Source organism: cyanobacterium endosymbiont of Epithemia turgida isolate EtSB Lake Yunoko, assembly GCF_000829235.1.
In the GTDB taxonomy this organism is placed as follows: domain Bacteria; phylum Cyanobacteriota; class Cyanobacteriia; order Cyanobacteriales; family Microcystaceae; genus Rippkaea.
Genome location: NZ_AP012549.1, coordinates 55,162 through 78,503, shown reverse-complemented (window position 1 = coordinate 78,503; position 23,342 = coordinate 55,162). Strand labels below are relative to the sequence as shown.

General features: G+C 32.5%; 12 protein-coding genes. 5 read left to right on the top strand and 7 right to left on the bottom strand.

What is annotated here, in order from left to right:
• Positions 1–1,411 precede the first annotated feature (1,411 nt).
• Positions 1,412–2,449 carry a type I glyceraldehyde-3-phosphate dehydrogenase gene (gene gap, locus ETSB_RS00190; RefSeq protein ID WP_044105531.1) on the bottom strand — a complete coding sequence of 346 codons (1,038 nt, stop codon included), beginning with the start codon at positions 2,447–2,449 and terminating at the stop codon, positions 1,412–1,414.
• Between the two features lie 580 nt (positions 2,450–3,029).
• Here gap and ETSB_RS00185 point away from each other — a divergent pair.
• Both ETSB_RS00185 and ETSB_RS00180 read left to right on the top strand, forming a co-directional pair.
• Positions 3,030–5,438 (top strand): phosphoketolase family protein, encoded by a 2,409-nt coding sequence (locus ETSB_RS00185; RefSeq protein ID WP_044105528.1) that lies wholly within the window; start codon positions 3,030–3,032, stop codon positions 5,436–5,438.
• 113 nt (positions 5,439–5,551) lie between these two features.
• Complete coding sequence (locus ETSB_RS00180) at positions 5,552–5,896, top strand: phage holin family protein (protein WP_044105525.1); 345 nt, start codon at positions 5,552–5,554, stop codon at positions 5,894–5,896.
• Positions 5,897–6,408: 512 nt separating this feature from the next.
• On the opposite strand, the gene ETSB_RS00175 is transcribed toward ETSB_RS00180, so the two are convergent.
• Both ETSB_RS00175 and ETSB_RS09785 read right to left on the bottom strand, forming a co-directional pair.
• Positions 6,409–7,485, bottom strand: coding sequence for a calcium/sodium antiporter (locus ETSB_RS00175; protein ID WP_044105522.1), 1,077 nt, complete (start codon positions 7,483–7,485; stop codon positions 6,409–6,411).
• A 293-nt stretch (positions 7,486–7,778) separates the two neighbouring features.
• Positions 7,779–7,937: a hypothetical protein gene (locus tag ETSB_RS09785; protein ID WP_171816363.1), complete on the bottom strand. Its 159-nt coding sequence runs from the start codon at positions 7,935–7,937 to the stop codon at positions 7,779–7,781.
• 684 nt (positions 7,938–8,621) lie between these two features.
• Here ETSB_RS09785 and ETSB_RS00170 point away from each other — a divergent pair.
• Entirely contained in the window at positions 8,622–9,686 is a 1,065-nt protein-coding gene (locus ETSB_RS00170; protein ID WP_044105519.1) for an LOG family protein, read from the top strand.
• A gap of 152 nt (positions 9,687–9,838) precedes the next feature.
• The gene (gene lgt / locus ETSB_RS00165; protein WP_044105518.1) at positions 9,839–10,666 is read left to right on the top strand and encodes a prolipoprotein diacylglyceryl transferase; all 828 of its coding nucleotides are present in this window, start codon (positions 9,839–9,841) and stop codon (positions 10,664–10,666) included.
• A gap of 1,191 nt (positions 10,667–11,857) precedes the next feature.
• Here lgt and ETSB_RS00160 read toward each other — a convergent pair.
• Positions 11,858–17,806: a translocation/assembly module TamB domain-containing protein gene (locus tag ETSB_RS00160; protein ID WP_044105515.1), complete on the bottom strand. Its 5,949-nt coding sequence runs from the start codon at positions 17,804–17,806 to the stop codon at positions 11,858–11,860.
• A gap of 856 nt (positions 17,807–18,662) precedes the next feature.
• Here ETSB_RS00160 and ETSB_RS10750 point away from each other — a divergent pair.
• Positions 18,663–18,845 (top strand): hypothetical protein, encoded by a 183-nt coding sequence (locus tag ETSB_RS10750; RefSeq protein WP_408643579.1) that lies wholly within the window; start codon positions 18,663–18,665, stop codon positions 18,843–18,845.
• Between the two features lie 1,995 nt (positions 18,846–20,840).
• Here the strand turns inward: ETSB_RS10750 and ETSB_RS00150 are convergent.
• The 3 genes from ETSB_RS00150 to ETSB_RS00145 all read right to left on the bottom strand — a co-directional run bounded on the left by ETSB_RS00150 (position 20,841) and on the right by ETSB_RS00145 (position 23,315).
• Entirely contained in the window at positions 20,841–21,467 is a 627-nt protein-coding gene (locus tag ETSB_RS00150) for a cysteine dioxygenase family protein (protein ID WP_044105512.1), read from the bottom strand.
• 71 nt (positions 21,468–21,538) lie between these two features.
• Entirely contained in the window at positions 21,539–21,697 is a 159-nt protein-coding gene (locus ETSB_RS09780; RefSeq protein WP_171816362.1) for a hypothetical protein, read from the bottom strand.
• 658 nt (positions 21,698–22,355) lie between these two features.
• On the bottom strand, positions 22,356–23,315 hold the full coding sequence (locus ETSB_RS00145) for a DNA polymerase III subunit delta' (protein WP_171816361.1): 960 nt from the start codon (positions 23,313–23,315) through the stop codon (positions 22,356–22,358).
• Between the last annotated feature and the right edge of the window lie 27 nt (positions 23,316–23,342).

Below are 23,342 nucleotides of genomic sequence, written 5' to 3'. Positions count from 1 at the left end.
CTGTCATTAGTTTTAATACTTTATATTTGTAGCTATTTAAACAAAGTTAACTATTTTTTAGTAGTAAATTTTACTTTTATCTATTTTTTAATAAAAAAAACTTGGATATAATAAGTTATTTCATCTCTTTCTGAGCTCTCTTGAAGAGATTTTATATCTTTTCAAATCAAAGTTCTTTTTCTTCCATTTACAAAACAATATCACTATCCTTTTCTTGCTTAAATAATTACTCGATCAATTCTTTTTTAATTGTATTTTCTAATAGTTACACCCAATTTGATATCTCTTTAACTTTCTTAGCCTCTTATATTTAGATATGATGTTTATATTCTAACTCTGGAAAAGACTTTTGGGTTGCTAGTCAATTTTGATAGTTCTTGTATTCCTAATTATGTCAACTATACTCTCGGGCAGTCTACTATCGAGCGATCACTCTTTTTATAGAACTCTTTTATTTAACACTTATTTGAGCTGACTCACTTGGTTTAGTACAACTAATACCTTATAATTGCTATGCTCAACACATAAAGCCTATGTCTGAATATAACGGGTTGCAAATTAGTTTTGTCTTTGTTGTATGATCAATTCTAAAAGTAATTTTTTCTCAGCCCTAGCGACTACTTGATAAGTTGGTTCTACCATTTCAGTTTCCACCGAAATGTTGGTAATTTCCCACTGAACTAAATCTTCAACAAGATCGGAATATTGACTAGCTGCTTGTCCACATATACTACACGAAAGATAAACTTTAGCATTATGTGTTTGGGAAATTTTTTATAGATAGTTATAGCTAATTAATATTTATCGAGTTAATTGAAATTATTAATCATTGGTTAAAATTATGGGTGATATTTATAAGCGATTATCTCGGCTAACTTGTTAATGTCAAGGACAATCGCTGATTCTATTTTTAACGATTATTACGACTATCATAATTATTATCCTTTTCTTTAGTCTAGTGATGAATCAATTCGTAAGATTCAGTTTTTCAGTAAATGTTGAGGAGAACTATCCAACCTCTTGGATAGTGAAGTCTTCTTATTTAAGAGTCTTTATTCAATTGAGGTAACTGAGGTGACAGACAAAGCTTGGTTTAATAGGGAGGCATCTCCAATAGTTTTAGTAAAAAAAATAAACCAGATAAACCAGATTAAAAGTGTTCATGCTTTGACTATAGCTCAAATTCGAAGTGTAGAGGTTAAGACAGAGAAGCAGAGTATTAACACTAGTTAAAGAACTATGATGGAGTTAAAGAACTATGATGGGAAACTAGATGTTCTCTTTTAGATCCATCAATTAAAATCGCACCCTAGAACTTCTACTTTGGAAGTATTTTATAACTTAGGAAAGGGTGTGTAGTGTCAACTATTATAGCTCTTCCACAGCTAGTCGTCTAGAAGAGCCGAAGAAACTAAACAGCAGTCCTTGTTTCTGAGTCTTTAGCTGCCATCATTTTCATTAGATCTAATATCCGAGAAGAATAACCCCATTCATTGTCATACCAAGATATAACTTTAAAGAAATTGGAGTTAAGTTCAATTCCTGCTTTGGCATCAAAAATACTTGAATGACAATCTCCATTAAAGTCCATGGATACTACATCCTCCTCAGTATAGTTCAAAACACCTTTCAAAGAACCTTCAGCAGCTGCTTTCATTGCTGCACAGATGTCTTTATAACTTGTAGGTTGAGTGGTCTTAAAAGTTAGATCAACCACAGAAATATTAGGAGTGGGGACTCGTAAAGCCATCCCTGTTAATTTTCCTGTTAACTCTGGAATAACCAAAATAACAGCTTTAGCTGCACCAGTAGAAGTTGGAATAATATTTTGGAGTGCTCCCCGTCCTTCCCGAAAAGTTTTTTTGCCAGAACCATCTACGGTAGGCTGAGTGGCAGTTATTGCATGTACTGTGGTCATTAACCCTTCGGACAAGCCGAAGTTATCATTAATCACTTTAGCAATGGGAGCTAAACAATTAGTGGTACAACTGGCATTAGATACTACATGATCTTTAGTGGAATCATAATCACTATCATTGACCCCCATTACGATTGTCCTAACTTTTTCGGTATCTTTGGTGGGAGCAGAAATTACTACCCGTTTGGCTCCCGCTTTGAGGTGTTTACTGGCTGCGTCATAGGTGGTGAATAATCCTGTAGATTCCAGTACATAATCGATACTTTTTTCTCGCCAAGACAATTGTTCGGGATCTCTGACAGAAAAACAAGGGATAAATTTACTATTGACAATAATACCATCTTCTTTGGCTTCCACCCTCCCATTAAAGCGCCCATGGGTAGAATCATATTTAAGTAGATAAGCAATGTTGTCTGGAGAAATTAAGTCATTGATGCCGAGAAATTCAAAGTCAGGGTTATCGACACCAGCCCGAAAGACTAATCTCCCAATTCGGCCAAAACCGTTAATACCAACTTTTACAGTTGCCATAAAATAAGCTCCTAAAATTAAATGTACAATTTTTATTTTGAAAGCAATCAAAAAAGACTATTTGTTCTTACAGTACTGTATTTCCCGTAACTTATATCTTAAGTGAAGCCTAAAATATCAATATTTTATATATATTTAGCTGATATTTCTGTATTTCATAAATTTTTTAAAATTTTAACTATTTCATCATTCTGATTTAATCCCATAACTTAAAAAAATTCTCTTGAATTACATTGTTTGTTTTAAATCACTAAACTTTCTAAATTAGTAAACAGTCATAGCTCTTCTCGACCAAGAATTATAAATTAGTAGCTAACAAACTCCAAAACTCTTATTTTAATGAAATTCTATAACTTCAAAGACTTAATCTTTATAAGTACCGAGTTCTGATAATTTGAAAGCCTTTCATAGTAGCAATATTTACAAAAAATTGCTACTATGAAAAAATTATAGTCGCCATGCTATTACAGTTACTTAATTTTTGAATATACGTGAATAAATTTTAAAAAAATAACTATACTAAATAAAAGTAACTAATTTACAGTAATAAACTTTAAATACAAATTTAAAACGATAAACTATGACAACTACACCAGAAAACTTAACTTTAGAAGAAAATCCTCTTTCTGACAGCGATTTACGACAAATTAATGCTTATTGGCGAGCTTGTAACTACCTTGCTGTTGGGATGATTTACCTACAAGATAATCCTTTACTCAAAGAACCTTTACAGGAAAAACACATTAAAAAGCGTTTGTTGGGACATTGGGGATCAAGTCCTGGTTTGAGCTTTGTTTATATCCACCTCAATCGCCTGATTAAAAAATATGATTTAGACGCAATCTATATAACAGGTCCTGGTCACGGCTCTCCCGGAATACTCGGGCCAGTGTATCTTGAAGGAACCTATTCTGAGACTTACCCTGATAAAAGCCAAGATGAGGAGGGAATGAAAAAGTTTTTCAAGCAGTTTTCCTTTCCTGGGGGAATCGGTAGCCATTGTACTCCAGAAATTCCTGGATCAATTCATGAAGGGGGAGAATTGGGCTATTGTCTCTCCCACGCATACGGTGCGGCCTTAGATAACCCCAACCTTATCGTTGCTGTCGTGGTAGGAGATGGAGAAGCAGAAACTGGACCATTAGCCACTTCTTGGCATTCTAATAAATTTCTCAACCCCGTACGTGATGGTGCTGTGTTACCTATTTTGCACCTCAACGGTTATAAAATTGCTAATCCGACAATTTTGGCTCGTATTAGTCATGAAGAACTAGAATGTCTCTTCAAGGGGTATGGTTATAAACCTTATTTTGTCGAAGGCTCTGATCCTGAAGTAATGCATCAGAAAATGGCCGCTACCATGGAAGCAGCGATCAAAGCAATTAAACAAATTCAACAAGAAGCGCATAGTAGTGGGACAGCTAAACGCCCCATGTGGCCAATGATTGTGTTACGCTCTCCAAAAGGATGGACAGGCCCTAAAGAAGTAGATGGCAAGAAAACAGAAAACTTCTGGCGATCACATCAAGTTCCCTTATCAGAAATGCACAATAATGCTGCTCACTTAAAAGTTCTTGAGGACTGGATGAAGAGTTACAAACCCGAAGAACTTTTTGATGAAAATGGTACATTAATTTCCGAATTACAGAAACTTGCCCCCATCGGCTATCGCCGCATGAGTGCTAACCCTCACGCCAATGGAGGGTTACTCCGTAAAAACCTTAAAATGCCTGACTTCCGTAACTATAAAGTTGAAGTAACCAAGCCTGGAACAATAGAGGTGGGAAATACTTTCTTGTTTGGAAATTTTTTACGGGATATCATGGCTAACAACATGACTAACTTCCGTGTTTTTGGTCCTGATGAGACTGCATCTAATCGTCTAAGCAATATTTACCAAGCAAGTAAAAAAGTATGGATGGCTGATATTCTGCCTGAAGATGCTGACGGCACTGAAATTGCCACTGATGGACGGGTAATGGAAATATTGAGCGAACATACGTTACAAGGATGGCTAGAAGGCTATTTATTAACAGGTCGTCACGGATTCTTCCACACCTATGAAGCGTTTGCTCATGTGGTTGACTCAATGTTTAACCAACATGCTAAATGGCTTGATATCTGCAAAAATAAAGTATTTTGGCGGGCATCAATTTCTTCCCTAAATATCATGTTGTCTTCCACTGTTTGGCGACAAGATCATAATGGGTTTAGTCACCAAGATCCAGGGTATGTTGATCTTGTTACCAATAAGAGTGCAAACATAGTTCGTGTGTATTTCCCCCCCGATGCTAACTGTTTACTGTCTGTTGGAGATCATTGTTTTCGAAGTAAGAATTACGTTAACGTCATCGTTTCCGATAAACAAAAACACCTCCAATATTTAGACATAGAAAAAGCTATTGAACATTGTACTAAGGGCATTGGTATTTGGGATTGGGCTAGTAACGATGATTGTGGCACAGAACTTGATAGCCCTGATGTGGTTATGGCCTGTTGTGGCGACATTGCCACTAAAGAGGCTTTAGCCGCTACTGCTATTTTACGAGAAGAATTTCCTGAATTAAAAGTGCGGTTTATTAATGTAGTTGACTTGTTTAAATTACAACCGGAACGAGAACATCCTCATGGACTTTCAGATTGGGATTTTGATAATTTGTTTACTAAAGATAAGCCTATTATTTTTAACTTTCACGGCTACCCTTGGTTAATTCATAAGTTAACCTATCGTCGCACCAATCATGCTAACCTTCATGTTCGCGGCTATAAGGAAAAGGGTAATATTAACACCCCCCTCGAATTAGCGATGAATAATCAAGTTGATCGCTTTAATTTAGTGATTGATGTCATTCACCGTGTTTCTAAATTAGGGTCAGCCGCCGCTTATGTTCATGAACACATGAAGAATGCTATTATGGCACATAGAGCTTATGCCTATGATAATGGTATCGACAAACCAGAAATAACTGAATGGAAATGGCCTTACTAATTTTGGCTTTTAATAAATAAAGACAATCAGGAAAATCTTTTAGCGCAACATTATTATTGTGTCTTCCTATAAGCTTGATATATTTTTTATTAAAAAGAGGTTAAATAACTGATATGCAATTTTTATTTACGTGGCTTATCACAGCAATCTCACTATTAATTACGGCTTATGTTATTCCAGGCATTTTTATTAAATCCTTTTTTGCTGCTACCTTTGCTGCTATTGTGATGGGAGTAATTAATGCTATTGTTCGGCCTATTCTGATTTTATTTACATTTCCTTTAACTTTTTTGAGTTTAGGGTTATTTTTATTTGTGGTTAATGCTATTGCTTTTTCTTTAGTGAGTTATTTGACACCAGGGTTTAGCATTGATACCTTTTGGGATGCCTTATTTGGTTCAATTATTTTATCTCTTGTTTCTGGATTTTTTGGTCAATTATTAGAGCCTAAAGAATAACTTTTATATTTATGCTATTGCCATCATTTAACATCAGAGTCATTTGTCGAAAACCACAAAGCCCAAAATATCATCACCAAATTGTTTTTATTTTTCTAGTCAATTACTTAATATTTTCATTTGATTTAAATTATCTTGATCTAACTATTTAACTAATCTATTTACTCCATTATTTTTCATGATAGAGTAAATAGACATCTTCTTTTATTTTTTTATCTTCATTCAAAAACTATGATTCATTTGTTGACAATTCTCTGTGATATTTTCATTTATTTTTTTATAAGTAATATTACAGAGATTGCATTCATAAGTGTTATGACTAACAATTTGATGACTAATATTGAGGATTTAATTTGAAAACCTACTGTTGGCAGTATAGTATATATAAATACAATCCTCACTAATACCTCTTCGGATAAATAGTTTAGGTCGATAATATCTTCAACTGAAATCTTTATAATAGCTACTAACGAGGAACAACTTAAATACTCATTAGGGAAAATCTATCGTTTTTACCTTTGTTTCCATAAACTATTGACGGTGACTATAGTTAAAGTAAGTACAGTCAGGGGAATAACAACAAGAAGCATGATATTACTGAATATGTGTAGGCTATCGTGTCCCGTCGAACGTAGAATTAAATAAGTTGTGTAAGCAATATAATAACTAACAAACAGTAACCCTTCCCAACGGTCGATCACATTTCCTGTAAGGAAAATAGGTAAACAAGAAATAGTGATCGCAATCATCACTGGTAGATCAAATCCAATGGCAGCATTAGAGACAGGGATGCCTTGAGGAGAAACCATAGCCCCTATTCCTAATACAGCCGAAATATTAAATATGTTACTTCCAATCACATTACCAACCGCAATATCTCGCTCTCCTTTCAAAGTAGCCATAACTGAGGTGGCCAATTCTGGTAATGACGTTCCTACTGCAACAATCGTCAAACCAATAACTAATTCACTAACTCCAATGGTGAGGGCGATGCTAGTAGAACTTTCCACCAACCAACGAGAGCCTAAAATTAATAACCCTGTTCCCCCTAACATTAATCCTAAATTCTTCATCCATTGAAAAACTGAAATATCTTCTAAAACGGTGTATTTTTCATATTCTTTTTCTTCAGAAGGTTGTTTTGACCCTTTAACAATGAGAAAAATAGTATAAATAATTCCACCGATTACTAAAATTACTCCATCTGAGCGGTTAATCAAGCCGTCAAATCCAAACAACAAAGTCAGCAATGAAATCCCAATCATGATAGGAACCTCAAGTCTAATCAACTGTTGTGCCACTATTAGAGGCATTGCTAAGGCGGATAACCCTAAAATGACTAAGACATTAAAAATATTACTACCAACTATATTCCCCAACGCGATATCGGCCTGTCCGGTAAAACTTGATTGAATAGCCACAGCCATTTCGGGTGAACTTGTCCCATAAGCAACAATAGTTAACCCAATGACCAATGGAGAAATCCCCAAACTAGCTGCTAGGAAAGACGCACCGTTGACTAATCCTTCTGCACCAACGACTAACAATACTAATCCAGCTAAGAGTTTACCTAGCACGAAAAAATCCATACGTTGCACTCTCTTGACGTAAGGGGAGTAAATAGTCTTGATTGATCTGTTGAAGTTCTTTAAAGGAGTTGAGATGATTGATTTGATTGGTTGACTGTCCAAGTTTATTAATCGATCATCAAAATATCAACCCGATTTTTGACAAATCAACAGTTTGGCAATGTATCTGACCATATCATATCCCTTGTGCACTGTGCGCTATGGCGGGATTGATCAGACCGTCCATATTATTAGTATTTATATGTTGTCCTACTCTTTAAAAGAGTAGGATAATTAATTTTGACTGTTACATATTAACGTTTTTCCTCAGTTACAACCTCATGAATCTTCTGAGAAACTAAAAATCGAGTGAAATTAGGAACCTTTTCATGGCAATGGGGACAATACCAGTAAATTTTGTGATGATTGATATGCCGTAGAATTTGACTAGAACAAATAGGACAATTATCCATTTTTGACTAAAAATGTTGTTTGCTAAAACAATATTCACTCACTTTAAAAATAACACTTTTATAGTGTCAAAAAAGAAAAATACACAAAAGTCAAAAAATCAAAGTGGTTAATAATGAAACTAAACTCATGACAATTAACAGATAAATTTATATTTTACCTTGCCAAAGGTCTATTATTTATTTTTAGAAGAGTTAGTAGGGGTTTCGATACAGTTCTATACTGGTTTTTACATCAATAGTAAAAATTCACAGACTCCAAACTCCTATATGGCGTTCAAAACCTATCTATTTAACCCCAAATTGCTATTATATTTTTTCTAGGTTTTAAAAATTTAATAATCATATCTATTCTATACTAGTTGTGACAACATCATAATAAAAACTGGAATTCTTGTTTTACGTATTTATTAAAATCCGAGAAACTCGGTCGTGATCAATACCAAGTTTTTGGAATGATCTAATACAGTTAGGATAAAAATTATAAAAAACACTGGACATCATACTTGGTATAAAAAAGCCACAATTATTACTTAATAAAACTAAAAAAATAAGAATAAAATAATACAAAACTTAAAACAATGATAAAACTCTATATTTTTAATTCTATTTATTCATACACATATAAAGATGTGTATGAATAAATAGAATTTTCGATACAATGAGGGTAGTCTTCAATCCAAAACTATGACTTTATCAAAAGATAATACAACCCCTTCTTTAGCTAAAGACATACGGGAATTAATAGCAAAATTGTCAGAACATGAACATGGCACCCTAGTCAAACGGGCACTATCTGTCTTGTTGAGAATTGCGGGAGAAGAGATAGACCGCCTCGACTGGAAAATTTTAACTGCTACCCTAGAAGACTTAGAACAAGGGGTTAAGACTTTTTATCCTTACCGTCACATACGTAAAGTTACTATCTTTGGCTCGTCCCGTCTGTCTCCCCAAAGTTCGGAGTATCGTTTAGCAGTTGAATTTGCTCGTTATATCACTCAGTTTGGGTTTATGGTTCTTACAGGCGCAGGAGGAGGGATAATGCAAGCAGGGAATGAAGGAGCAGGACCAAAGCATTCTTTTGGACTTAATATTCAATTACCATTTGAACAAAGTGCCAACCCTTTTATTGCTGATGATCCAAAATTGATTAATTTTAAATACTTTTTTACCAGAAAACTCTTTTTTATGCGAGAAAGTGACGCAGTAGCTCTATTTGCAGGAGGGTTTGGCACCCAAGATGAAGTCTTTGAAACCCTAACTCTTTCTCAGACAGGAAAATATGGACCCTGTCCTTTGGTATTAATTGATGAACCTGGAGGCGACTATTGGAAAATTTGGAACAAGCATAACCAGAAGAATTTCTTACAACGGGGATTAATTAGTCCAGAAGATTTTAGTCTCTATACTGTTACAGACAATTTAGCTCATGCCTGTAACGTTATCCGTAATTTCTATTGCGTGTATCATTCAAGTCGCTATGTGGGAGATTTATTTGTGATGCGTCTTAATTCAGAATTATCTGATGAACAAGTAGACCAGCTCAATGACGACTATTCAGATATCCTTGTCAAGGAAACAATTTGTAAAAGTGCTGCCTTACCTAGTGAAAAAGGGGATGAAACAGAAAGCTTACCTCGCTTAGTATTTCATTTTGATCAACGCAACCTTGGTCGTTTATATAAAATGATTAATCAGATCAACCAATATAGTCCTTGTTTACCGGTAGAATCTCACCCCGAATGGAAGTAGGTAATTGTAAGAACTATGAGAAAATAACAAGGAGAAAAATATTTAACTGCTAACTTGGTAGAACTCAAAAGCTATTAATTTGTGCAATTGTACTTGATTGGCTTTGGTATTGACAATCTATTCCTCCGATGTTTCAACTACTAATTTGGATAATGAACAGTTTATTAGGGTTTCAGTTTCAATCCCCAGGGCCAATTATCTTTGAAATTGGTTTTTTTACTATTCGTTGGTATGGACTATTGATCTCGTCTTCGGTCTTAATTGGTGTTGCTTTATCCCAATGGTTAGCCAAAAAACGTCAGGTTGATCCCAATTTAATGGCTGATCTAGTGATTTGGTTGGTAATTTCCTCTATTCCCTGCGCTCGACTTTATTATGTCATCTTTGAATGGCAACAATACGCTCAAAATCCAGGGGATATCATTGCCATTTGGAAAGGAGGAATTGCCATTCATGGAGCCATTATCGGAGGAACTTTAACAGCTATTATTTTTGCTCGTTTAAATAAAGTTTCTGTTTGGCAGTTAGCAGATTTAATTGTGCCATCTTTAACCTTAGGACAAGCCATTGGACGATGGGGAAATTTCTTTAATTCAGAAGCTTTCGGTTCTCCGACTAATTTACCCTGGAAACTATATATTCCTGTAAATCACCGTCCTTTAACATATATTAATGAGGAATATTTTCATCCAACTTTTTTATATGAATCTATTTGGAATGTATTAGTATTTTTTTTGTTATTAAGTCTATTTTTTTTTGGATTAAAACATAGGGATAAAATCCAAGTAGGTACATTGTCTTTAGTCTATTTAATCACCTACAGTTTTGGAAGATTTTGGATAGAAGGATTGAGAACAGATAGCCTAATGTTAGGCTCTTTGAAAATTGCTCAAATGATTAGTTTAGTAATGATAGGATTAGGAATTTTGGGTTTAATTTGGCTCTATAAGGAAAAGCGATCACTACCAGATGTTCATTAATAATGAACATCTGGTTTTTCCATTTCAAAACCTGTTTAAATAGAAAGTAAGTTTTGGCACTCAAAATTATAGGAATAGATGTAAAATTTTTTACCGAATATACCTGTCTCGTGCTTCAATTTTAGAGAAAATTCAAACATGACGATAACCTAACTAGAAATATTTTTTAACCATTATTTTATGGTAGATTATAATTGGATAGTTCATGATAACAGTAGTGGCTAGATCAGCTAATTAGTTGTTAAATTAATTGGTCGATCTTATGGTTAATTTCCATAATTTTATTGAAAATATCTATGGAATATAGCTTCATTTTTTTATATGACTAACATTTTTTTGTTTTGTTACTTTAATCTATCCAAATGAAAACTGCTGTTGTTACTATGACTTTTAGTAAAATGACAACTTAATAATAAATCTAAAATTATTGAGAATTTATTTTAGTTATATCTTGTTTTATTTACCTATTAATCCTAATTAATAAGGAAGAAGTAGTTCAAGTTACTGTAAGCTATTGTCATCCAACAGAGAATTTAGTTTAATCGGGGTTAACCTATCTTCTCACCAGGAATGAACTAACTAAACTATAATATTGAATATATGATTATGGGAAAAGATATAAATTCGAATTTATTCTCCTATTTCATAGGAATGTAAAATACTAATAATAAAATAGTTAAGTAAGTGAGCTTAAATAAATACAAAATAAAAAATAGCTAAATAAAAGTAATTCCTAGATGCCAGTCTGTCTAAAAAATTAAGCTAATATAATTAGAAAATAAAAACCTATATCGACATCTGTATAGATGGATAAAGTATTATTGTTTTCTTTTTAACTGAGTTCAATTTTAGGATGTTTTAAAGGATAAAATTGCCCTATGATTGAGATCATGGTTTATGATTTTTTTGAATCTATTTGTTAATTTTTTCTTAGTCTTTAATCAGTAAAAAAATAGAAGCATCTCCTTATCCTTCAATATCCTTCTGACTCAATACATAGCTAAATATTTGTTTTTTGGTATTAGTTATGCCACTAATGGTTAAAGAAAAATATTTATTGACAGTGAACCGTTAAATTTATACGCATATTTTAGTCTTAATAAACTGAGATTATAATTAATATATTATTGCCATTATTTTTTCCAGTTAGTATCATTAACATAATTTTTATCTCAATTTATTAAAAATTAACTAAAATTGTTTTTCGTAGCGCACTCGAAATTCATTAAGACCGTAATCGTAGGAGAATTTAATAAACCCTTTATCTTCCACTTCATAAATAGTTTCTAAGAATGGAACAATTCTAAAATCAGTACTTCTAATCGTTTCACTGATAGTACTCTCCATATCATAAATAAGGGTTTGGAATACCATTGATAATGCTAACTGGACAATGCCAAATTGAATTAACTGCTCGGTACTTTGTCCTTGTAAAGATTCAGCTAAAACAAATAGTTGTTTTCCTAATAAGCGGACGATTTGGCCTTGACTCTGCGGAGGACTACTAGTTAAATTAATTACTGGATTACTTAGAAGTTGTTCATCTAAGTTCTCTTGACTTTGCTCAGCTAGAAGAGTTAAACAGTTTTCTAAAAGAGTTAATTCCTCCTCAGACCAGGTGGTTTCAATACGGATTGGTTGTAAAAGATGTTTAATCAAGCACGACTCAGATTTATCTTTGTCAAAACTGGGAATTAACTGATTTAAAGATCCCTTAAGAGCCAAATTTATATCAATCCGTTGTACTTTATTTAAACTATCATCAGGAATTTCAGTAGTATCGGCCGCACGGAGGTCCTTTGAGGTCTCAGGAACTTCTGAAACAATCGTCCGCAGTTGTAGATCAAGATCGGGATTTAATAATCCTTTGTCTGGATAAAAAACAATTTGATTAAGATTTCGACGTTCGAGAAAAAAGCGGGTTTCAAGAAAATTAATCAGCCCCCGATTGAGGGTAATGTTTCCTTGAGGCTTCAGGCTAGTTAAATTATTTAAAGAGCCATTAACTATTAAATCTCCCCCGAATTGAAACTGAAACAGAGGAAGAGTTTGCACCGATAAATTTTGAATAATCACTCTAAAATCCCGTAATTTAGGGACAAAAGAAACATTTTCTTGAGAGAAAAACACTTGAGGATGAGTTTTTGACGATTGAGTTAGAGCAACATTAGGTAACCCTGTAGCGATTTTTGGAGTTTCGGGTATAAAGACTTGTCCATCAGCTAAACGAACTACACCACTAACAGAAGGTTTAAGTGCATTTCCCGTAACAAAAATACTTCCTTCTATTTCTCCACTATATAATCCTTCTAAATCAATAATTCCTTTTTCAATAGCAACAGTGAGGGGGTTTTCAACTTGAGCTTGGGACTCGAATAAAGGTAAAACTCCGGCAATAATCAGGTTGCTTTGGGCAAAAGTTCCTTTTAGTTGAGAAATTTTCATGGCTTGATCATCGAGGTTAATTTCTCCGCTAATAGTTAAAGGTTCGGGCAAAGCGGCACTTTTGAAGATAGCTTCACTTAGGAGTACTTTTCCTTGGGCGTTTAAATCGTTAACCGTCAGTCCATTGAAAAGATTAATACGTCCTTGGACTTGGGCGTTAACTTGCCCCTCTCCGCCAATTAAGATTACTTGTTCTCCAGTTAAAACACTTACTAACTCTAGTGCATCTGTGCCTAGTTTTGCCTCAATGTTAAAGATATCATTTTCGGGGGTAATGGGAAAAGGAATATTAATTGCTAAGTACACAAAGGATGCATCAGTAGTAGCGAGTCGAAACCGACCATCTTGATAGCTAAATCGTCCTGGAAGGTTTTTTCTCAGTGATCGTCCTTGAAATGCTCCTGTTAAAAAGGCAAACTGTCCTTGTATTTCCGGTTGAGTAGGGGTTCCACTTAGAGTCCCTGATACATTAACAAACCCACCAATATCTACGGGAAGTTTCACAAAGTTACCTACAGTATCAACAGATAAGCGTTGCACTCTCCACTCAGAATCTATGTTTTGTGAGGAAAAATCTCCCTGTAAAGCAAACAATGTTTCTTTTAGTCGTATTTGGGCGTATTTAACTGCAATTACTCCATTAACTGACTTAGCTTGAACTTTCACAGAGTTAATGGGAATAAATTGTTCATCTAATACCACCAAACCCAAGGGTGGCACAATGTCGGGGAAGGGTTGTTGAGGATGCCATTCCCACTTATTACCCATAAATTTTAGGTTAAAAGTGGGGTCTAACAAAGTTCCTCCTAGGGCAACATTGGCATCGAAGCGACCGCGAATATCCAATTCGCTAGGAATTCCTCCTGCTTTACGGAGAGCAGCTAATTGACGTATTTTTTGATCAATAACTCCTAATAAGTTTACTTGTCCGGCAATGGTTTCTTGAGCATCTCCGACAGATTCTGGAGGGATGGCTTCAGCAGTAGTATAGTTATACTCTGGGGGTTGTAATTTAATTACGTCTAAAAACCGTTCAAGGTTAGTAACGTTTAAGGCGGTCAACAGATCTTCTACGCGACCATCATTAACCGTTAATTTTCCTTGTAAGACTAATGATTGCAGATCAAGTGAACCTTGCACATTGTAATCACTCTTCCCTAATTTTAGGCTTGCATTGTGTAAAAAAACCACATTATTTTTATATTGGACCTTTGCGGTGAGTTGTCGTCCTTCAATAAATCCTAACTTTGGTTTGTGAATAGTGAGGGTTCCCCGTCCTTCGAGAGTGGAAGTATCGATCTCCAATTGACTGCTAACCGAACCTGAAAGATAACTAGGGACACCATATTCTCTACCTAAAGAAATTCTAGCTAATTTTAGAGGTAATACTTCAATTTTAGTGGTAAGGCGATTACCTTCTAAAATTCCTTGTACAAGGATAGGAGATTGTTCTCCGGCAGTTTGACGTAATTCAAAAGAGGCGGGAACATAAGGAGCAAGACAGTTTTTTTTGGTACAAGGGGTAAAGACTGCATTAATTTTATCGTCTTTTCCTTCTAAATTTAGAGCAATTTTTTCTCTAAAAGTTGCCTTGATAGTTCCTGTTAAAATTTCTTCAAAAACTTGATCATTAAAGACAAAATTAGTAAATTTTAAATTTCCTAATAATTGGAGATTACCTGGGTATGTAGGAGAAGTTAAAAGGTTTTTCCCTAAAAATTTTCCAGTAAATTCTCCCTGACCTTCCACGCTAAGTTCTCCGAAAAGGAATTTTCGATCTGGAGGAATAATGGAAACTAATTCAGTTAAGGGTAATTGATATAAGTTGGAACTGACATTAACCGATAGGTTGAGGTTGGAAATATCAGGGTTACTCAAAAGATTAGATAATTGCAAATTTCCTTGAGCATTTAAAATTTGTCCATCGGCTCTAACGACAATATTATTAACTTGAACAGGAATAATTTTCTTTCCTGCGAGAAAATCTTCTATACTGCCAGAAAATTTAATTTCTGCGGTTAAATTAGAAATTTTAGTTAAGAACGCTTGGGGAATAATTTTCTCTGAAATCAGAGCAGTATTGAGATTAGATACATTGATGTTTGTTGTCCACTGATTATTATATAATTGGGTAGTGGTATTTATGTTACCTTGGGCCGTAGAAAGCTGTATATTAGCTATTAGTTCGACACTACTCACGTCAGGTTTAGTAGAAAGTAAAGGTATTAATTGACTAGAAAATTTTATTTTTCCTCCGATAACTTTTGCAGTAACAGGTAGGGTAGCAACAAGTTTATTAAGATATAATTCACCAAGGTGAACTGACCCATTTACCTGACCATTTTTTAATTTTCCAGCAATATTAACCAGACTATTCTCCACGACAAATTGTGCCTTGACATTAGCCTTTAAACTATTGAAGATTAAGTTTTTTGGGGATGTGAAGACAGAATTAAGATTTAATGCTAAGTCAAAACTACTCCTAATTAACTTAGCATTAACGAATAAATCAGGAAAAATCTTGTCAAAGGAAATTTGACAAGATTTTACCACTGTTTGTAGAATTCCATTGCCTAAGTCTATAGTTGCATTGACAGGACTGCCATCAATGGTTAATTGTAAATTTCCCTTTGCTTGGAGATGGTCAATATTTAAAGTAGAATTTCCTAAGAGTTTTTCCAACGAACCTGATAGGTTAAAGTAACTTTCTGTTACTTTTGTAGGAACTGCTAAATTGGAAATATAGGGATTAAGATAAATTCCTGATATACTAACAACAGAATTTATATTGTCATTAGCGAGACGACTACTAACGGCGATTGTCCCACCATCAACATCAATAGTTAAATTTCCCTGACCATTAATTTTAATTAAATGAAAATTATCTAACTTACCCGATAATTTTACATTACTCTTAGTAAGAGTAACTGACTGACGAGTAACTTGCTCAGAACAGGTAATAACCGAACAAGTAATCATTAAAAATGGGCTGAGAGAAAAAGTATTAGCTTTCAAAGCTATCTTCCATTTTTTATCTTTCAAGCTTCCTAAACCATGAATGGTAACATGTCCTTCTGCAGACCGTAAAATTGTTTCCTGAAGTGAAATTTCTATTCCTGACAATAAAATTCTTCCTTTCCCTGAAATCTGTTCTTTTGAATTGTGAATTAGATTTGGAGACTGCCATTCTATTTTACCTAATGGGTTCCCTAAAGTTCCGGTAATTATACCTTGAGCTGTAATATGGCCTAAATTAATATTTTGTTTCTTTTGAAAATAAGGAATTACTAATTCTTCTGTGGGAAGTTTAACATTAAAAGCAAGGAAAAAAGGAATTTTTTTCCAATCAGTCTTTTTTCGTTTTTTTGTCTCTTTTAGAACTCCTGGATCTACTTTTGCTCTAGCTATAATTTCTCCCCCGGCAGCAGGAATAATTCTAACTTTTTCGAGGATAAAGTGATATAAATTAGCTTTAAAATTACTCGTAAATGTCTTAATAATAACCTGATCGATTAGCAGAAGTTTTGTATTTTTAATTGTTCCAGTCAAAATAGGATTTTTAATTTCCCCATTAAGTCTAAATTTTCCTTGAATTTCTCCCTTTAGTTCGAGAGGCAACTTTAGAGGAACAATAGCAAGTAAATCTTTTAGAGAAACTGGATTAATATCAATGTTAACATTATAACCTTGGTCCCAATTAATTCTTCCAGTAATTTTGGCAATTAATTTTCCTATACTAATTTCTGTCTTTTGTAATTTAACAGTTTTTTCTTGAAAATCTAAACCCAAGTCAACTTTGAGGGGAGTTTTTAAGTATTTAATATTTGCTTCAATAGTAGAAATATTAAATACTCCTAACCCTGTAATTTTTTCTATTTCTTCTAAAGAAGGAAAATAAAATTTTAGATTACTATTTAATTGCCCATTTTTAATGATAATAGGTAAATCAGAAATCCAAGAAACTAGTTCGGATAACTCCAATTTATAAACCTGTAATTGTACTTGAGTTTTCCAACTATTAATATTGGTTTTTCCTTCTATATTAATCTCACTATTGAGAAGATTAACCTCAAAAGCATAACTAAATTGTTGATTGTCATTGGACTTATAATTATAATCTGTTTTCCCATCTACTTTAAGCGATAAAGATTTTTTAAACCCGTAAGGATGGACCATAATGTCTGCATCTTTGAGACGAATCTTAGCGTCAATATTAATTGGAAAATTGAGTTCTAATTTTTCTTTATTTCTGGAAAATTTAACCCATTCTCCTGTTTTATTTTGTTCGATAAAAAAATTAGATTTTTTGATAGTAATATCAATAATTAAAGGTCTACCAATAAAGATGGGCAGTGGATTAAAACTGATGACAATTTTTGCAGCTTCAGCATAATCTGTATCCGTCTCAGTGGTGAGAATATAAGAACGTCCAACACTAATTTTATTAAAAGAAAAGCTTTCTACTTTACCTATTTTAACTTCCCTTTCAACAAGTTTACTTAATTCTTTAGAAAGGAGAGGTGATAGTTTTTGACAGACGAAATAATTGATCCCACAATAGGTTGTTATCCCCAACATTAACAACATTCCACCCATTATCAGGGTAGAAGGCCGCCTAGCAAAACTAGTTAATCTAGTTAGCAAATTATTTTTATTAGACGGTTTTAGTGGTGAATTTGGAGGATTATTCGTCATTTTTGCCTAAGCAGAATTCAGTAAGATTTACTGATTAAGTTAACATACCTAGCTAGTTACATTAGCATCTATTTCTCATAAGCAACGGAAAATTTTTAAGTGTATCTTTGCGACTTGCTTAAATTACCCTCTTATTATTTAAGTCAATCAACTTTGACGAAACATTTTTTCCATCCTCTTGGTCTATAAACCTAAGTTGTCTTAGGAAAGAAACGATGGGAAAAAAATTAACTTTAGTAATTTGAATTTAAATGTTTGCTACAATTAGCCAATCTTCCAGTTGAGCTGGTGTAATTTTAGAAGGAATTAGATAAACTGGAGTAATTACCGCCGGAACTAGTAAAGACGCTATCCCTTTTAGTTATGTTAATGATCAGGGAAATGAGTGGGATATTCTTTGGATATTCTCGAAGTAATTCGTAAAGATATTCAAAAAAATAGGTAAACCCATTAAACTTGATTCTTAGCAGTTACTTAAAAAATAACTCAAACAGTATATTTTACCGTAAGTTATTTTGCTAGTGGTAACAAAACTTTAGTTAAAAAAGGGAGCGAGATAGAAACAATTGATACCCTCGTTGTCCGTCAAGTAGGAGTAATTTCTAAAACTAGCAACTAACGGGTAATTAAACAACAACAACCTGCTGCTAAATTAGTTATAGTAAAAGATTATAATGGGTTTAAAAAACTAGAGAAGGGAATAATAGATGCTTTTACAGGTGATGAAATTATTCTATAAAGATTAAAACAAGAATTAAGTAATACTAATGAATTAGAAGTAGTTCCAGAGCTTCCCTATGTCTATGAATCTTATACTTGTATACTTCCTCAAGATGAATCTACTTGGCGGAATATTGTGAATTACAGTTTAGTCAAATTTATGGAAGGAATTGTTAGTGATCAACTTGAAGCCGTAGCGGTTTATGAAAAGTGGTTTGGAGAAGAAACTGGAGTTACTCCCTATTCAAGAGAAGCAATTAATGATTATTTTCAAGGAACTATTAACAGTTATGAATTGGTTCCTCTTGTTCACTATTAAAGTAATATCAAAACCTGCCTTAATAATATTGCATAGCTTTATCTAATAAGATTTAGGCTATAATTCAATATTATATTTGGTTTTGGATTTTAATTGATATCGACTAAAAAATAAGTATCTGAAATAAGTACCTAAAAAGTTAAAATTATATAAAAAAAGTAGATAATATCTAATTTAGTAAGTCTTTTGGAGATAGAATTTCAAAAATAGTGTACTTGCTATAAGAATAAATTATGCTCATAGCAGGTAGAAGTTAAAAACTCAAAAATTATAATTTTAAATATATAAAAAAAGTTTTATTTAAAATAATATTAGATTACTTGAATTATATCATAATATATTAGTGGCATCAGATGATATAATATAGAAGAAAATGATTTATTGAACGCAAATAAATCAAGAAATAGATCTATTTCTTGATATTAACCTAGATTAAGATTAAATTAAAGAAGAAGAGTTTAAAGTTCTATTAGAAAAAGGTTGACTTCTACGGTCAGCCGATCCTATATCTATATATTTGTTAAACCTATAACGAAATAAACTTTATGTAATTTAATTACAAGAGTGAGTATAAAATGGTTAAACTTAGTCGATAATTTAATGAATATTTGACTAATAATATGAAGTTTTTAAAAAAAACAATAAGTATTAAATAATATTTACCAACTGATTTTTCTTGAAAAGAATTAACATAAAAATTATAGATATTGATAAATAAGTTAAATTTTCTATATTTTTAAACATAAAAACTATTGCTTCATAAATATTAAATAATGATTGACGTAAAAACACTTACTTTAAATAATATATTAAGTTTATAAACTATGCTAAAGTCTACTTTTATCTATAGAAGTTGTTATCTTAATTTATATTGTGATATAATAATTTACATGTCAATAATAAGAGTAAAAGTATTCAGTAAAGAAGTAAATTTACTGATCCATACATCGTGAATTTATTATTTTTTAATAAACAAAAAGAATGTCCTGACTATTCTAATATAATAAAATGTGTTAACCTGTAAAAGTAACAGACTAACTGACATAATAAATTTCAGAATCTCATAAAGATTTTAGTGAGGTTATCAAAAATACTTTAGATTTAATAAATTTTTATAAACTATCTAGGAAAGTTGCTTGTGTAGTAAGGGTTTTATGTTCAGATATCTAAAATTAATTATGAGATGAGTATGGCAAGTATTTAATGAGCAGAGTAAGTTACTCGATTTAAATTTAATTAAGTAAGTTGTCTTCTACAAAATACACTCTTGATTTGACGGGTTTATATTTTCAATTTATTTTTGGATTTTTCTTTGTTTATTGCTAAGCTTGTTTTTATAAAAATAATTGAGGTATCGTAATCTACTCTCAAAGAGTTTTTTAATTCATAGGAAGTTTTCCAAAAGAACTGTGCTCATACTTTACTAATTTATTTATATTTTTTTATCGAAGTTTACTTGTAATCTAAAAATTTTTTCTAGAACCAGAGAAACAATATTATGTTTAAATATAAAAGGACATAGAGTAAAAAAAATATAAATTTGGTGAACCTTTTAAAAAATACAATAAAAAAGATAATTTATAGATAAAATATTAGAGAAAAAAGTGTAATAAAAAGGACATAAAAATAAAAAAATATAAAAATTATTGAAAGGCTTTCAGAAAAGGAAGGACGGAAGATTATGATAATTAATAAAATTGCTCTGGACAATTATCTAGTTTGCACAAGCAAGTAATTCAGTTAAAGCTAAATTGAAATAATAAATATATATATTTATTATTTCAATTTATTTATTTCTATTATGTAAATTTATAGTTCATGGCTAAATATAATAGTAGGGAAGATGTTTAAGAATGAATATAATTTGGCTCAAGTAGTTAAACAAAGTCTTGTTAAAGGGAGTTAGTATAAACAATATCCATTAAAACAACATGAATTTAACTCTAATTAATATAGTCAATAATTATGAATTTATCATAAAGATTTTCAGGTTATTTAAAATTTCTGTGCTTGATAGGTAATTGGATCAAAATTAAAACGGTTGAAGAGAGTTTCGCCATAAAGATTTAAGGTAAAACTAGGTTCATCTCCTATTGCTTCTACCTGATGAATTGCATTGCTAGTAAAACTAATAATATCTCCTGGGTGAAGTATTTTTTCCCCAACTTTTTGAAGTTGATTGGAAACTTCTAAAGTTGGAAATCGCTTCCAGAAACTATTTTTTTGCTTTCCTCCCAAAGTAGCGACTACCCCCCAAGTACCATGATTATGAATGGAAGTGGTAGTTCCTGATAACATAATTTCGGTTTGAATTGTTAAAGAAAATCCAGGTTCATCATAAAGTAATGATAACGCAGTACCTGTTTTTGGGGAAGGGTCAGGAATAGTATTTTTCAACCAATAAACATTAAGAATTAACTTTCTTACCACTCGACGAATAGACTTTAGTAAATCCTTTTCCTCGTGGTTTTTTATTTCTCCTTGATTGAGAATATCTTCAAGTTCTCCCAAAAATCGATATAATCGATAGGGGTTAGTTTTGGATAACAAATCCCATTCTCTAGGAGAATCAAACCCTAAACAATTACCATTTTCTGTGACTAACCAATCTTGTTTTGCCATTTGTTCTATTTATTTTAGTAACTTCTAGAGAATTGTTTTATCTTTCGACAAGTGTCAACTGATAAGTGCATTTAACTTTCTATTAAACCATTAAGCTCTAATAAAATCTTATTTTTCGTTAATCGCTCAGTAAAATCAAGTAGAATTTCTTCTCTAATTAGTATGGGGTCGTTTCTATCATCAATAGTATTTGCGGTGGTTGCTATTATTTTTCTAACTCCTGCAAGCATTCGTTGAGAACTGTTTGACTAGGAACATAATTTAGTAAAGTAACCACCTTCCCCTAATTTAGCAGCTACTTAATGGTAATGATTAACCCATCATCAAGTCTTCAAAACTATGTATGAGAAAAAATTTTTGCCAATTATGAAGACTACATGCTGGGTAAGAATTTTAAACTACTTATGAGTAAGTAGCATTTGAATATCATAGAATACCAAATAGCAAGATAGATCAGAAGCTATTTTTTTACAATGTTCTTAAACATTCCCTGAGTATTTAGGTTAAAGATAAAGAGATTGACGGGGAATGAGTTGTCGATTGTAACAGTTCTGAATCAAATCAACTTACTGATTTATTAAGTTTGCTATCAGATTTTGACAAGTAGAACTTAATGGCTAAGTCATCTAGCAATTTAGTAGAGTCTTTATCAAGGTAATTGTCGGCCAAGTTTCCTTAATTGTAATAATAGTTGATTATGTCTTTATTCTATAAGTTTTTTGTACTTGGTTATAGTAAATCAGCTTCTTGCAGTTAGAGTATTTACCTTGAGTGACAACAATACTCATGTGTTGCTTTAGTTTTAGACACATGAAGTCTTACTTTTATAAGTAGTAGTGTAGTAGAATGACACCAGAGGTAAATAAACAGGATTTTCTTACAGTTGACTCAGGAGTGTATAGAAAGGATCTCTAATAACAAACATTCCCAAACTAATTGAGATTGTACATGACTCAAAAGATAGAGATGAGATTTTTCTAAAACTTCTAATATTTTTTTGTTATTAAATTTTATCCAAAAATAATATTGCATATATTTAATTAACCATAGTTGAGTTTGAATATCTAATTTTTTAGCAATATTTTTCGACAATTCTAATGCTTCTATTGGATTAGAAGGTATTTCTTTTATTTTTTTATATAGTTCTTTTGGGATATTATCTAATTCTTGATAAGCGACAATTGCTTCTCCTGGACTTCCTTGAGCGATGTCTATTATATATAAATGTTGAAGAACTTCTTCGTTTCCTTGTTCTTTGAACACCTTAATTAAATCTTCAGAAGATAGACTATGGAAAGTAATTTTCTGACAACGAGATACTAAAGTTTGAATAAGCTGATCTATACGAAGAACTAGTAGAATTAAAGTAGCTTGCCCTGGTTCTTCTAAAGTTTTTAATAATCCATTGGCAGCTGCTTCGGTCATAGTTTGAGCATCTTCAATAATGACTAAAATTCGAGGAGCTTCTAGGGGAGGACGGTTAAGAAATCGGGTAACTTCTCTGATCTGCTCAATCCGAATTTGTGGAGGAATTTGGCGGGTTATTCCTAAATTTTTAGCTTCTTGAACCGTAATTAATTGACCTTGATATTGATAAGTTGGTTCTACCCACAATAAATCAGGATGATTTCTTTCTCTTATGCGCTTTTGAACTAATAATTGTTGTTTAGGAGGAATGTTGACGCATAGCAAAGCTTCGCTGAAACATTTAGCTCCTAAACTACGTCCAACACCAGCAGGACCGGTAAATAGATATGCTGGAGCAACCCGGTTTTTGGCAATTGCTTGTTCTAACAATTTAACAGCTTGAGGCTGTCCGATTAGTTGCTTAAAAGGGTTGATACTCATTAATATGGCAGGTAACAGTTTTAATTA

Bases quoted from the DNA above. Each gene is read 5' to 3' on its own strand.
- gap (WP_044105531.1), bottom strand. From the start codon at position 2,449: ATGGCAACTGTAAAAGTTGGTATTAACGGTTTTGGCCGAATTGGGAGA.
- ETSB_RS00185 (WP_044105528.1), top strand. From the start codon at position 3,030: ATGACAACTACACCAGAAAACTTAACTTTAGAAGAAAATCCTCTTTCT.
- ETSB_RS00180 (WP_044105525.1), top strand. From the start codon at position 5,552: ATGCAATTTTTATTTACGTGGCTTATCACAGCAATCTCACTATTAATT.
- ETSB_RS00175 (WP_044105522.1), bottom strand. From the start codon at position 7,485: ATGGATTTTTTCGTGCTAGGTAAACTCTTAGCTGGATTAGTATTGTTA.
- ETSB_RS09785 (WP_171816363.1), bottom strand. From the start codon at position 7,937: ATGGATAATTGTCCTATTTGTTCTAGTCAAATTCTACGGCATATCAAT.
- ETSB_RS00170 (WP_044105519.1), top strand. From the start codon at position 8,622: ATGACTTTATCAAAAGATAATACAACCCCTTCTTTAGCTAAAGACATA.
- lgt (WP_044105518.1), top strand. From the start codon at position 9,839: ATGAACAGTTTATTAGGGTTTCAGTTTCAATCCCCAGGGCCAATTATC.
- ETSB_RS00160 (WP_044105515.1), bottom strand. From the start codon at position 17,806: ATGACGAATAATCCTCCAAATTCACCACTAAAACCGTCTAATAAAAAT.
- ETSB_RS00150 (WP_044105512.1), bottom strand. From the start codon at position 21,467: ATGGCAAAACAAGATTGGTTAGTCACAGAAAATGGTAATTGTTTAGGG.
- ETSB_RS09780 (WP_171816362.1), bottom strand. From the start codon at position 21,697: ATGCTTGCAGGAGTTAGAAAAATAATAGCAACCACCGCAAATACTATT.
- ETSB_RS00145 (WP_171816361.1), bottom strand. From the start codon at position 23,315: ATGAGTATCAACCCTTTTAAGCAACTAATCGGACAGCCTCAAGCTGTT.